Source organism: Nocardia sp. NPDC056064 (assembly GCF_042266925.1).
In the GTDB taxonomy this organism is placed as follows: domain Bacteria; phylum Actinomycetota; class Actinomycetes; order Mycobacteriales; family Mycobacteriaceae; genus Nocardia.
Genome location: NZ_JBHJWO010000001.1, coordinates 227,633 through 239,857, shown reverse-complemented (window position 1 = coordinate 239,857; position 12,225 = coordinate 227,633). Strand labels below are relative to the sequence as shown.

Below are 12,225 nucleotides of genomic sequence, written 5' to 3'. Positions count from 1 at the left end.
GCACTCACAGCGCGGCCAGAACCCCGATCGCGGCGGCGATCAATACCGCCATGAGCAGCGCCACCACCGCGATCGCGCCGATCCCGGTCGGCGGGAACCGGGTGCTCGTGCGCGGTTCGGGTGCGGACAACCCGGAGGTCTGCGCCGTTTCCGGCGGCGTGGCCCCGGGCCGCACCCCGCCGCCCGGCTCGAGATCGGGGGTCCGTGCGGGATCTGGATCCATGGATGTCATGAGTCCACCTACCTCCATCGCTGGGTAACACTGTCCCCCTCGCCCTACCCGGGTCCCCCGCCCTCAATCACCGGAGCTGTTTCGGCGGGCGGGAGCGGGTATGCGCCTGGCAGACCCCGACCCAGGAGGAAACCCATGCCCCAGCATCCGCTGACCGGAAAGACCGTCGCCATCCTCGCCACCGACGGAGTGGAACAGGTCGAGCTCGTCCAGCCGCGTGCGGCGGTCGAAGAGGCCGGTGCGAGCACCGAGTTGCTGTCGCTGAAGTCCGGCTCGATCCAGGCGATGAACCACGACGTCGAACCCGGCGACAGCTTCCCCGTCGACCAGGTCGTCGGCGAGGCGAGCCCCGACGACTACGACGCCCTGCTGCTCCCCGGCGGCACCACCAACCCCGACAAACTCCGCCAGGACCCGGCGGCGGTCGGCTTCGTCAAGCAGTTCGCCGCCACCGGCAAGCCCATCGGCGTGATCTGCCACGGCCCGTGGACCCTCGTCGAAGCCGACGCCGTCCGCGGCCGCACCCTCACCTCCTACCCGAGCGTCCGCACCGACATCCGCAACGCGGGCGGCACGGTCGTCGACCAGGAGGTCGTCACCGACAACGGCCTGGTCTCCAGCCGCAACCCCGACGACCTGCCCGCCTTCTGCGCGAAGATCGTCGAGGAGTTCACCGAGGGCAGGCACTGACGCTCAGCTCAAGGTCTCGAGCGCTGCCGCGTCGTAGGGCTCGACCTCGTCGAGGCGGCCGGTGAGGAGCTTGGCGGCCCAGTCCGGGTCCTGGAGCAGGGCGCGGCCGACGGCGACCAGGTCGAATTCGTCGCGTTCCATGCGGTCGAGGAGGTTGTCGATGTTGCCGAGTTCGGCGCCGTGGCCGGCGAAGGCGCGCAGGAAGTCGCCGTCGAGGCCGACCGAGCCGACGGTGATGGTGGGCCTGCCGGTGAGCTTCTTGGTCCACCCGGCCAGGTTCAGGTCGGAATCGTCGAATTCGGGGAGCCAGTAGCGGCGGGTGGAGGCGTGGAAGGCGTCGACGCCCGCGGCGGCCAGCGGGGCCAGGATGGCTTCCAGTTCCTGCGGGGACTCGGCCAGGCGCGCGTCGTAGGCTTCCTGCTTCCACTGCGAGTAGCGGAAGATCACCGGGAAGGTGGGCGAGACGACCGCGCGGACCGCGGCGACGATCTCGGCCGCGAATCGGGTGCGGGCCACCGGGTCGCCGCCGTAGCCGTCCTCGCGGCGGTTGGTGCGCGACCACAGGAACTGGTCGAGCAGGTAGCCGTGGGCGCCGTGCAGTTCGACACCGTCGAAGCCGATGCGCTCGGCGGCCGCGGCGGCGTCGGCGAAGGCGCCGATGACGTCGTCGAGGTCGGCCCGGGTCATCGCCTTGCCGGTGCCCTCGGTGCCGTCGACGCGAATACCGGAGGGGCCGACGGCGGGCGCGTCGGCGAAGGGAGGTTCGCCCTGCTTGCGGACCATGCCGATGTGCCACAGCTGCGGCACGATGGTGCCGCCCGCGGCGTGCACGTCGGCGGCGACCTTCGCCCAGCCCGCCAGCTGCTCCTCGCCGTGGAAGCGCGGCACCCGGTCGCTCTGCCCGGCCGAATCGTGGCCGACGTAGGTGCCCTCGGTGACGATCAGGCCGACACCGGCCGCCGCGCGCCGCGCGTAGTACGAGCGCACGTCGTCGCCGGGGATGCCGTCGGGCGAGAACATGCGCGTCATCGGCGCCATCACGATGCGGTTGGGGACGGTCAGGCCGTTGAGGGTGACGGGCCGTGACAGGACCTCGGCCGTGCGCGAGGTATCGGTGACGATCACTGGCTTCTCCTGCTAGCTACTTGACAATGTCGAAGGTTGAGAACTTCAAGCAACGCTAGGCGCAGATATTTGAGATAGTCAAGTTTCTGCGGATAGAGTGATCTCATGACCGCCGTGACCCCGACCGGAGCAGACCAGCTCATGGAGTTGCTGTCGATCTCACTGGGTGTCTACTACGGCGATTTCACCGCGGCCGCCGCGAGCGAGAACCTCACCGCCAGCCAGGGCAAGACCCTCACCGTGCTGCGCCGCGGCCCCGTCGCCATGCGCGCGCTGGCCGAGCGGATGGGCTGTGACGCGTCCAATGTCACCGGCATCATCAACCGCTTGGAGAAGCGCGGCCTGGTGCGCCGCGAGACCAGCACCGCCGACCGCCGCGTCACCACCCTGGTCATCACCCCCGAGGGCGAACGCGTCACCGACGCCATCCGCGCGAAGATGCACGCCACCCGCGCCGGACTGGATCGCCTGAGCGACCACGACCGAGATCACCTGCGCACCCTGCTCGAGCGCGTCTTCCTCACCCGCGCGGATCACCCGGCGAACAGCGTCGTCAGATCGTCGACGAACGCCGAGTAGGCCACGCTGCGGTCCGGGGCGCGCAGGATGGCGGAGGGGTGCACGGTGACGCCGACGCGGAAATGCTCGTGTTCCACCAGGCCGCCGCGCAGTTCGGTGACCTTGGCCTGCGGGCCGAGGATCGCGTGGGTGGCGATGGCGCCGAGGCAGATCACCAGTTCGGGAGCGACGAGGTCGAGTTCGGTACTCAACCACGGTGCGCAGGCGACGATCTCGGTGCGGCGGGGTTGCTGATGGATGCGGCGTTTGCCGCGCTGTTGGAAGCGGAAGTGCTTGACCGCGTTGGTGAGATACAGCGTGTCGCGGTCGACGCCGATGTCGTCGAGGGCGCGGTCGAGCAGGCGGCCTGCCGGGCCGACGAAGGGGTGGCCGTCGAGATCCTCGTCGTTGCCGGGTTGTTCGCCGATCAGGACGGTGCGCGCGTGGGCGGCGCCGTCGCCGAAGACGGTCTGGGTGGCGTCGCGGTAGAGGTCGCAGCCGTGGCAGCGGTCCGCGGCCGCGCGGACGGTGTCGAGGTCGCCGGTGTCCGGAATGTAGTCGGCCGCACCGGGATAGGTCGTCATGACGCCACCGTCTCGGACAGATCGGGGACGCGGGTCACCGCGGCGCCGGCGTGGTCGGCCAGGTGGGCGAAGGTGATCGCGTCGCGCACGGCCGCGCCGCCGTGGTCGTTGTTGAAGTAGACGCACCGAGTCGGGGAAACAGCGCAGGCAGGCGTCGAGCAGGTCCGCGTCGGCGCGCAGGGTGGGCGGGAGCTGGAGCAGGATCGGCCCGAGCCGGTCACCGAGGCCCGCGGCGCGGTCGAGCAGGCGCGCGACCGGCTCGTCCGGATCGCGCAGCCGCTTGATGTGGGTGAGGTAGCGGCTGGCTTTCACCGCCACCACGAAGTCGTCGCCGGTGCGGTCGCGCCATGCGGCGAAGGTGTCGCGGCTGGGCAGCCGGTAGAAGGCGTTGTTCGATTCGACGGTCGCGAAGGCCCGGGCGTAGTGCTCGAGCCAGCGCCGCACCGGCACGTCCGGCGGGTACAGCACCCCGCGCCAATCCCGGTACTGCCAGCCCGACGTGCCGACGCGCATCACCATCGTGACCTCCCGTCAGGTCTGGGCGCGCAGCAGATCGTTCAGCTCGCCGCGGTAGAAATCGAGGAACGCGTCCATGTCGGGTCCCGTGTTCATCAGCACCACGCGGTCGTATCCGGCCTCGGCCGCCTCGCGCACGGCGGCGACATAGCGCTGCGGGTCGTTGCCGCAGATCATGGCGTCGAGCATGTCCTCCACGCGCACCGTGGTGGTCGCGGCGGCGAAGTTGGCCGGATTGGGCAGCTCGCTCATCACCTTCCAGCCGCCGACCGACCACCGGTTCGTCGACAGCGCCGCCTCCGCGCCGGTGCGCTCGTCCTCGGCGTAGGCCACGCCCACCTCGAGGTAGCGCGGTCCGTCACCGCCCGCCTTGCGGAAGGCCTCGACGAGTTCGGGTTTCGGTTCGGTGGCGAACAGGCCGTCGCCGAGTTCGGCGGCGAGTTCGGCCGCCCGCGGACCGCCCGCGGCCACCGCGATCGGCGGTGGCGTCTCGGGCAGGTCGAACACGCGCGCGTCCGACACGGACAGATACCGCCCGTCATAACTGCGATAGCCGCCGCGCCAGAGCAACCGGATGATCTCGAGGGCCTCACGCAGCATCCGCTGACGCACCCGCACGGGCGGGAAGTCCCCGCCGACGATGTGCTCGTTGAGCCGCTCCCCCGACCCGATGCCCAGGGTGAACCGCCCGTCGGACAGCAGCGCGGTGGTCGCGGCGGCCTGGGCGATGATCGCGGGGTGGTAGCGGATCATCGGACAGGTCACGCCGGTGGCCAGACCGATCCGTTCGGTGCGCGCCGCGATCGTGCCCAGCACGGTCCACGCGAACGGCGAGTGGTTCTGGTTGTCCAGCCACGGGTGGAAATGGTCGCTCATCTCGACGAAATCGAAGCCGGCCGCCTCGGCCCGCACGGCTTGGCGCACCAGTTCGTGCGGACCGAACGCCTCGGCCGCCAATTTGAACCCGATCTGCATGGCGAACCCTTTCGCAGGGGGTCAGGAGCGACCGAGGGCGTGGGCCAGTTCCTGCTTGTTCATCTTCGAGCGGCCGTCGATATTGCGCTTGCGCGCCTCCGCGTAGAGCTCGTCGCGGGTCTTGCCGCTCCCCTGCGCCCGCTGACCGCCGCGCTTGCCTTTGGTCTCACCGTGCTGGGACCGGGTCTTGTTCACCGTGGCCGCGGCGATCTCCTCGGCCCGCTTCTCGCTGCGCCCGCGCGCACGCTCGGACTTCTTGATGTCCTGGTACTGCCGTTCGCGCTTGGCACTCCACGTCTGCTGGGGCATGATCTGCATCTCCTGGTCCGGTGGACATTCTGTTGGCGCCTTACCCGCGCGGGCGGCGCGGAAACAGCGCGCTCACCGTCCGAGCAGGTCCTCGACGCGGATCGGCAGGTCGCGCACGCGCACGCCGGTGGCGTGGTGGATCGCGTTGCCGACCGCGGCGGCGGAGCCGACGATGCCGATCTCGCCGATTCCCTTGCTGCCCATCGGGTTGACGTGCGGGTCGTGCTCGTCGATCCAGTGCACGTCGATCTCGCCGATGTCGGCGTTGACCGGGATGTGGTATCCGGCGAGGTCGTGGTTGGCGACCTGGCCGAACCGGGTGTCGAACTGGCTCTCCTCGAACAGGGCCATCGACACGCCCATGGTGATGCCGCCGATGAACTGCGACCGAGCGGTGAGCGGATTGATGATGCGGCCCGCCGCGAAGACGCCGAGCACGCGCGGCACCCGGATCTCGGCGGTGTCGGCATCAACCCGCACCTCGACGAAATGCGCGCCGAAAGCATGGGTCGAATACTGGGCGCGCGCGGGGTCCTCGGGCGCGTCCACGGTGACCTCCGCGCCGTCGGCGGGTGCGGTTCCGTGCCGTTCGCGGAAGGCCCGGGCGGCCGCCACGACGGCCGAACCCCAGGAGGCCATCCCGCTGGACCCGCCGGCGACCGTGCCGGTGGGCAGGCGGGAGTCGCCGATGCGCAGGTCGATCCGGTCCTGGCCGACGCCGAGCGCGTCGGCGGCGATCTGGCCGAGGGTGGTCCAGGTGCCGGTGCCGATGTCCATGGCGTCGATGGCGACTTCGTAGCGGTCGCCGGTCCAGCGCACCCTGGCGCTGTTGCCCGCGGACACGTCGGCCGGATAGGTCGCGGCCGCGACGCCCGTACCCACCAGCCAGCGTCCGTCCCGCCGCGTGCGGGGCGCCGGGTCGCGGTCGGCCCAGCCGAACCGTTCGGCGCCGGTGCGCAGGCATTCGACCAGGCCGCGGCTGGAGAACGGCCGCCCCGATTCCGGGTCGACTTCGGGTTCGTTGTGGACGCGCAGGGCGATCGGGTCCATCTCCAGGGCGACGGCGAGTTCGTCGATCGCGGTCTCGGCCGCGTACATGCCGGGGCAGTGGCCGGGCGCGCGCATCCACGACGAGACCGGGACGTGCAGGGCCGCGAGGCGATGGGAGGTCGCGCGGCTCGCCGAGGAGTACATGATCCGGGTGCCGATCGCGGTCTGCTCGGCGAATTCCTTGACCGTGGAGGTCTGTTCGAGCACCTCGTGGGCGATGGCGGTGAGGGTGCCGTCGCGGTGCGCGCCGAGCCGGACCCGCTGGACGGTGGGTGTGCGGTATCCGGCGAGGGAGAACAGCTGCTGACGGGTCAGCGGCAGTTTCACCGGCCTGCCGCCGACGAGTTTCGAGGCCAGGGCGGCGAGCACGATATTGGCGTGCGGTTCGCCTTTCGACCCGAAGCCCCCGCCCACATACGGCGCGATGACCTCCACCTGTTCGGGTTCGAGCCCGAACAGCGCCGCGATCGTGGACCGGACCACGTGCGGGCCCTGGGTGGAGTCGAACAGTGTCAGGGTGTCGCCGGTCCACCGGGCGATGGTGGCGTGCGGTTCCATCGGATTGTTGTGGACCATCGGGGTCGTGTAGGTGTGGTCGATCGTGACCGGGGCCAGTTCCAGCGCGTTCTCCACGTCGCCGATGGCGGTGTCGGCGGCGAAACCGCCGCTCACGTCCTCGGGGGTGTAGAGATCGTCGCGGTGGGTGCCGAAGGTGAGGTCGGCCGGTTCTTCGTCGTAGCTCACCCGCACCAGCGACGCGGCCTCGCGGGCGATCTCGGGGCTGACGGCGACGACCGCGCCGATCAGCTGGTTGCGGAACGCGATGTCGCCGTTCTGCAGGATGAACAGCTCCTGGTCGTCGTCGGAGACCAGCCGCGCGGCATTGTGCTGGGTGAGCACGGCGACCACGCCGTCGGTGCGCTCGGCCGCGGCGGTGTCGATCTCGCGGATCCGTCCGTGGACGATGGTGGACTGGATCGGGAAGGCGTGCAGGGGATCTCGCTGGGGGTGTTCCATCGCGTAGGGTGCGCGGCCGCGCAGTTTGGCGGGTCCGTCGAGGCGGGTGGGCGCGGTGCCCATGGCCCGGGGCTGGAGGGTCATCGCGCCTCCTGCCCGGCCAGGTCGCGCAGTGTCGCCACCAGCACGGCGCGGGCCAGGGGGATCTTGAAGGCGTTCTGGCGCTGGGGTCGCGCGGCGGCGAGTTCGGCGTCGGCGGCGGCGCCGAAATTCTCTTCGGTGGCGGCCGCGCCGCGCAGGGCGTCCTCGGCGGCGAAGGCACGCCACGGTTTGTGCGCGACGCCGCCGAAGGCGATCCGCGCATCGCGCACGACGCCGTCGTCGAGGTCGAGGGCCGCGGCGACCGAGACCAGCGCGAACGCGTAGGAGGCGCGGTCACGCACCTTGCGGTAGGTGGAGCGGGTGGCCCAGCCGAGGGCGGGCAGGTCGACGGCGGTGATCAGGTCGCCGTGGTGCAGGACGGTGTCGCGCTCGGGTGCGGTGCCGGGCAGCCGATGCAGGTCGACCACGGGGATCTCGCGCTCGCCGTCGGCACCGAGGACCCGCACGGTCGCACCCAGTGCCGCCATCGCCACCGCCATGTCCGAGGGGTGGGTGGCGATGCACTCCGGCGAGGCGCCGAGGACCGCGTGTTCCCGGTCGAACCCACCGATCGCCGAGCAGCCGCTGCCCGGTTCGCGTTTGTTGCACGGCACGGTCGGGTCCTGGAAGTAGACGCAGCGCGTGCGCTGCAGCAGGTTGCCGCCGGTGGTGGCGAGATTGCGCAGCTGGGGTGAGGCACCGGCGAGCAGGGCGGCCGAGAGCATCGGGTAGCGGGCGCGGATCAGCGGATGCGCGGCCAGGTCGGCATTGCGGACGGCCGCGCCGACCCGCACGGTGCCGTCGGGGCGCTCGGTCACCTCGTCGAACGGCAGCCTGCTGACGTCCACCAGGCGCCCGGGCGCGGTGATACCGAGTTTGAGGTGGTCGACGAGATTGGTTCCGGCGCCGAGGAACACGGCGTCGGGATCGGCGTGGACGGTGGCGACCGCGTGGGCCGCGTCGGCGGCGCGCTCGTAGTCGAACTCCCTCATCCGCGCGCCTCCTGGATGGCGGCGACGATGTTTGGGTAGGCGCCGCAGCGGCACAGGTTGCCGCTCATCCGCTCCCGGATCTCCTCCGCGCTGAGCGTGATCCCACTCGGCGTGATCCCGCCCGCCGCGTCGTCGGTGACCAGGCTGGGCATGCCCGCCTTCACCTCCTCCAGCATGCCGACCGCCGAGCAGATCTGGCCCGGGGTGCAGTAACCGCACTGGAAACCGTCGTGGGTGAGGAAGGCCTGCTGGACGGGATGCAGCGTGTCGCCGTCGGCGAGTCCGTCGGCGGTCAGGATGGTCGCGCCGTCGTGGGCGACGGCCAGCGCCAGGCACAGGGTGGCCCGCCTGCCGTCGAGCAGGACCGTGCACGATCCGCACTGGCCGTGATCACAGCCCTTCTTCGGCGTGGTGACGGCCAGCTGCTCACGCAGCACATCCAGCAGGGTGCTCCGGGTGTCGACCTCGACGGTCCGTGGTCGCCCGTCGACGGTCAAGGTGATCTGCGCGCGCATCGAACGGCCTCTCGTCCGGGGGACACCGATTCCATCGACCAACGCGGCCTGCCGTCTCCGGCCTGCCACCGGTATTCCTCGCGTGCGGTGTGCACCCGCACACCTGCGCCACGCTACCAACGCGGCTCGGTCCGGCGCCGCAACGCCGAATTACCGGCCGGACACGGGGCGGGCCTGACCTTCGTGCAGCAGCGCGAGCGCGCAGTCCACCGACTGTGACAGCACCGCTTCGGGGTCGCCGTCGAAGTCGCGGTGCACCGCCCAGGACTCCGCGCGGGTGGCGACGGCACACCAGACCGATCCGGCCGGTTCGCCGTCGTCGGGGCCGGGCCCGCCGACGCCGGTGGTGGCGACGGCGACATCGGCGTCGGTCAGCTTCCGCACGCCCTCGGCCATCGCCAGCGCGGCGGTCTCCGACACCACCGGCACCTCCGGCACGCCGAGGACCTGCTGTTTGACCAGTACGGAGTAGGCGACCACCCCGCCGCGGAACCACTGGGCGGAGTCGGGTGCGGCGCTGAGGGCGGCGGCGAGGTTGCCGCCGGTCAGCGACTCCGCGCACGCGAGGGTCACGCCGTGACGCTCGGCGAAGTCGCCGACTTCGGATGCGCTGGTCATGCCGTCTCCCTTCGGTCTCCTCCGAGAACCGTATCCCGTGCCCTCGCGCGGCTGCGCCGTGTCATCGCGCGCCGACTTCCTCGCGCTCGGGTGCCGCCGCGCTGTCGCTGTCGATGATGGCGGTGGGGATCTTGGGCAGCGCGTTCGGGTGGTTGCGCGACAGCCAGTCCAGCAGTTCCTCGCGCACCGCGCAGCGCAGCGTCCACGCGTCGTCGGCGTTGGAGGTCGACATCGCCGCGCGCACCACGATGTTCACCGGGGTGCTGTCGGTGACCAGCAGGCTCCAGGTGCGCCGATCCCATTCGGGCCTGCCGCGCAGGTAGTCGTGCAGGTGCTCGCGCAGCACCGGGACCGGCGTGCTGTGGTCGAGGTGCAGCAGCACCGTGCCGGTGACCTGCGGTCCGCCGCGCGACCAGTTCTCGTAGGGCTTGCTGTTGAAGTAGGAGACCGGCATGGTCAGCCGCCGGTCGTCCCAGATCCGCACGGTCAGGAAGGCCAGGGTGATCTCCTCGACGGTGCCCCATTCGCCTTCCACCACCACGGTGTCGCCGATCTTCACCGAGTCACCGAAGGCGATCTGCAGCCCCGCCATGAGGTTGCTCAGCGTCGACTGTGCGGCGACACCGGCGATGATGCCGATCACGCCCGCCGAGGCCAGCATCGAGGTGCCCAGCGTGCGCAGGCTCGGGAACAGCAGCAGGATCGCCACCGCCGCGGTCGTCACCACCAGCACCGAGGTGATGACCCGGCGCACGAGTCCCAGCTGGGTGCGCAGCTGGCGCACCCGGGAGGTGTCGCTGGTGCGCTCGGCGTAGCGGCGCAGCAGGTTCTCCGCGACCGCGTCGGCGAGCCGGACCACCAGCCAGGCCGCCGCCAGCAGCGCCGCGGTGGCCAGCACATTGCGGATCACGACGTCCTGGCGCAGGTCCAGCTCTGCCAGCGGATAGGTGAGATGCAGGGCCAGCGTGCCCAGCAGCACCTGCAGGGGTAGTTGCACGCGCCGCAACAGCATCGGCATGTGGGTGTCGGGCCTGCGCCGCGCGGCGAAACGCAGGCCGCGGTCGACCAGCAGTCCCGCCAGCACCGTGATCGCGATCGTGCCGAGCACGACGATCAACGGCCGAACGATGTCCTCCACGAGATCGAACTCCTCTCGCTTGTCTCCGGGCACCCGATGGACGGGCTCTCGTCGGTCGCATACCCACCCGGCCCGGGGAGCCGACATGACGATCCCGTTGCCCGCTCACTCGCGCAGGAAGTCCAGCAGTTCCGCGGTGACGAATCCGGGGTTCTCCTCGACGAGCCAGTGCCCCGCGCGCGGTACGTCCACCGCCCGCACGATCCGGGTCAGGCGCGGGGCGATGCTCGCGCGGACGGGATCGAGCTGGCCCTGGGCGGTCATGACCAGGGTCGGGACGGCGCTCGGCGCGGCCTCGACGCCCTCGCGGACATCGGCCTCCAGCGCGCGATACAGCTCGAACCCGGCGGTCAGGTTCTCCGGTCTGCCATAGGTTCTGGTGTATTCGTCGAGATCGGCGGTGGTGAACGGCGAATCCTGGCCGGTCCCGCCGAAAGCCGTGCCGCCGAAGGAGACCTGCGGATAGAACAGCGCCAGGTAGTCGCGGACGTCGTCACCGACCACGGCTTCGGGTACGCGGGGCTGGGCGTGGAAGGCGATGTGCCAGCTCATCGTGCGATAGGTCGCCGCGTCGACCGCGGGGCCGGGCAGCGGCAGGTCGAGGTAGCCGAGGCGGGCGGTGTCGGCGGGGAACTGCGCGGCGTAGTGGAAGGCGACGGCGGCGCCGAAGTCGTGGCCGACGACGGCCGCGTCCCGCAGGCCGAGCCGTTCGGCGACGAGGGTGTGGACGTAGCGCGCCAGCGTGGCTGTGCTGTAACCGATCGGGGTTCCGGTGCTGTCGCCGAGGCCGGGCAGGTCGATGGCGTAGACGGTGTGGTGTTCGGCGAGCTCGGGCATGATCTCCCACCAGCCGTACCAGGTCTGCGGCCAGCCGTGCAGGAGGACGACCGGCGAGCCGCTGCCGCCGGTCACGTAATGCATTCGGACGCCGTCGATCTCGGCGAATTCGTGGCGGAAGGCAGCGAATTCGGGGTCACCGGCGGTCGCAGCCGCATAGCCGGGAACGGCCTCGGTGGACGTGGTGCCACAGGAGACGGTGAGCAGCAGCGCCAGCAGGGTGATGCCCAGCGCGCGTGGGATTCTCGATGAATGGACGGACGAGGTGATGGTCATCGGCTTCCTCGGGTCGGGGTTCGGTCCAGCGTCACCTCGTTCACGGCAAGGCGGCAAGCGAAATTGCCGTTTCGGCAAATGGTTGCTGGTGCGTGGTCCGCACCGGGCGCATCATGGAGTGATGGACGCAGACCAGCAGGCTCGGCGCGCGCAGGCGCAGGCCGCCCTGGGCAAGCACGGCCGGCTGATCCGCACCGCGCGCCACGGCAAGCTGCTCAGCGATGCGATGCGGCCGCTGTTCCGGATCCATGTGCCGCGTGGCTACGGCGTGCTCACCACCACCGGGCGCAGGACCGGGGAACCGCGACCGAAGTGCGTGCGCGTACTGCGCGACGGCGACCGGGCCTATCTGGTGCAGTTGATGCCACCGAACATCACCGTCGAGCGGCCCGGCGCGGTGAACGCGTGGCTGCTCAATATCCGGGCCGATCCGGCGGTCACCGTGCGGTTGCCCGACGGCATCCATCACGGCACGGCACGGGAGATCACCGATCCCGGCGAGCTCGCGACCGCGCGAACTCTGCTGTGCGACACCGTGGTTCCGCTGGATCTCGGCGAATGCCTGATACATCTGCGGGGACTGCCGTCGCGCGCGAAGATCCGGGAGTTGCACGACTACTGGTTCCGCACCGGGCGCGCCGTCGCCATCGACCTCGACTGAGGACGCGCGGTGGGGTCGGGCACGATTCGCCCCTGCCGCGAGGGCCTGCGC

The 12,225-nt window shown here is 70.8% G+C and carries 14 protein-coding genes and 1 pseudogene; 3 read left to right on the top strand and 12 right to left on the bottom strand.

The window, feature by feature from the left end:
• Positions 1 to 4 precede the first annotated feature (4 nt).
• Positions 5 to 232 carry a DUF6480 family protein gene (locus ACFC06_RS01195; RefSeq protein WP_375926349.1) on the bottom strand — a complete coding sequence of 76 codons (228 nt, stop codon included), beginning with the start codon at positions 230 to 232 and terminating at the stop codon, positions 5 to 7.
• Between the two features lie 135 nt (positions 233 to 367).
• Between ACFC06_RS01195 and ACFC06_RS01190 the strand changes: the two genes are divergently transcribed.
• Complete coding sequence (locus tag ACFC06_RS01190; RefSeq protein WP_375926346.1) at positions 368 to 922, top strand: type 1 glutamine amidotransferase domain-containing protein; 555 nt, start codon at positions 368 to 370, stop codon at positions 920 to 922.
• Between the two features lie 3 nt (positions 923 to 925).
• On the opposite strand, the gene ACFC06_RS01185 is transcribed toward ACFC06_RS01190, so the two are convergent.
• Positions 926 to 2,047: an NADH:flavin oxidoreductase gene (locus ACFC06_RS01185; protein ID WP_375926343.1), complete on the bottom strand. Its 1,122-nt coding sequence runs from the start codon at positions 2,045 to 2,047 to the stop codon at positions 926 to 928.
• Positions 2,048 to 2,152: 105 nt separating this feature from the next.
• Here ACFC06_RS01185 and ACFC06_RS01180 point away from each other — a divergent pair, with 105 nt between their 5' ends.
• Positions 2,153 to 2,626 carry a MarR family winged helix-turn-helix transcriptional regulator gene (locus tag ACFC06_RS01180; protein WP_375926340.1) on the top strand — a complete coding sequence of 158 codons (474 nt, stop codon included), beginning with the start codon at positions 2,153 to 2,155 and terminating at the stop codon, positions 2,624 to 2,626.
• Here ACFC06_RS01180 and ACFC06_RS01175 read toward each other — a convergent pair.
• From ACFC06_RS01175 to ACFC06_RS01130, 10 genes and pseudogenes are all read right to left on the bottom strand, one after another.
• Positions 2,581 to 3,189, bottom strand: a complete 609-nt coding sequence (locus ACFC06_RS01175) for a UdgX family uracil-DNA binding protein (protein ID WP_375935120.1) — start codon at positions 3,187 to 3,189, stop codon at positions 2,581 to 2,583. The genes ACFC06_RS01180 and ACFC06_RS01175 overlap by 46 nt on opposite strands.
• A gap of 183 nt (positions 3,190 to 3,372) precedes the next feature.
• A pseudogene (locus tag ACFC06_RS01170) lies at positions 3,373 to 3,702 on the bottom strand (DUF72 domain-containing protein); the annotation flags it as partial.
• An 18-nt stretch (positions 3,703 to 3,720) separates the two neighbouring features.
• On the bottom strand, positions 3,721 to 4,680 hold the full coding sequence (locus ACFC06_RS01165) for a TIGR03557 family F420-dependent LLM class oxidoreductase (RefSeq protein ID WP_375926337.1): 960 nt from the start codon (positions 4,678 to 4,680) through the stop codon (positions 3,721 to 3,723).
• 21 nt (positions 4,681 to 4,701) lie between these two features.
• Positions 4,702 to 4,989, bottom strand: a complete 288-nt coding sequence (locus ACFC06_RS01160; RefSeq protein WP_375926335.1) for a plasmid stabilization protein — start codon at positions 4,987 to 4,989, stop codon at positions 4,702 to 4,704.
• A 72-nt stretch (positions 4,990 to 5,061) separates the two neighbouring features.
• Complete coding sequence (locus tag ACFC06_RS01155; RefSeq protein ID WP_375926332.1) at positions 5,062 to 7,140, bottom strand: xanthine dehydrogenase family protein molybdopterin-binding subunit; 2,079 nt, start codon at positions 7,138 to 7,140, stop codon at positions 5,062 to 5,064.
• Entirely contained in the window at positions 7,137 to 8,129 is a 993-nt protein-coding gene (locus ACFC06_RS01150) for an FAD binding domain-containing protein (protein WP_375926329.1), read from the bottom strand. The genes ACFC06_RS01155 and ACFC06_RS01150 overlap by 4 nt, the downstream gene beginning before the upstream one ends.
• Entirely contained in the window at positions 8,126 to 8,644 is a 519-nt protein-coding gene (locus ACFC06_RS01145; RefSeq protein WP_375926326.1) for a 2Fe-2S iron-sulfur cluster-binding protein, read from the bottom strand. Before ACFC06_RS01145 ends, ACFC06_RS01150 begins: the two co-directional genes overlap by 4 nt.
• A 150-nt stretch (positions 8,645 to 8,794) precedes the next feature.
• Positions 8,795 to 9,262 (bottom strand): CinA family protein, encoded by a 468-nt coding sequence (locus ACFC06_RS01140; protein WP_375926323.1) that lies wholly within the window; start codon positions 9,260 to 9,262, stop codon positions 8,795 to 8,797.
• A gap of 61 nt (positions 9,263 to 9,323) precedes the next feature.
• Entirely contained in the window at positions 9,324 to 10,400 is a 1,077-nt protein-coding gene (locus ACFC06_RS01135; protein WP_375926320.1) for a mechanosensitive ion channel family protein, read from the bottom strand.
• A gap of 105 nt (positions 10,401 to 10,505) precedes the next feature.
• Complete coding sequence (locus tag ACFC06_RS01130) at positions 10,506 to 11,513, bottom strand: alpha/beta fold hydrolase (protein ID WP_375926317.1); 1,008 nt, start codon at positions 11,511 to 11,513, stop codon at positions 10,506 to 10,508.
• Positions 11,514 to 11,634: 121 nt separating this feature from the next.
• Between ACFC06_RS01130 and ACFC06_RS01125 the strand changes: the two genes are divergently transcribed.
• Positions 11,635 to 12,174: a nitroreductase/quinone reductase family protein gene (locus tag ACFC06_RS01125; protein WP_375926314.1), complete on the top strand. Its 540-nt coding sequence runs from the start codon at positions 11,635 to 11,637 to the stop codon at positions 12,172 to 12,174.
• Positions 12,175 to 12,225 lie beyond the last annotated feature (51 nt).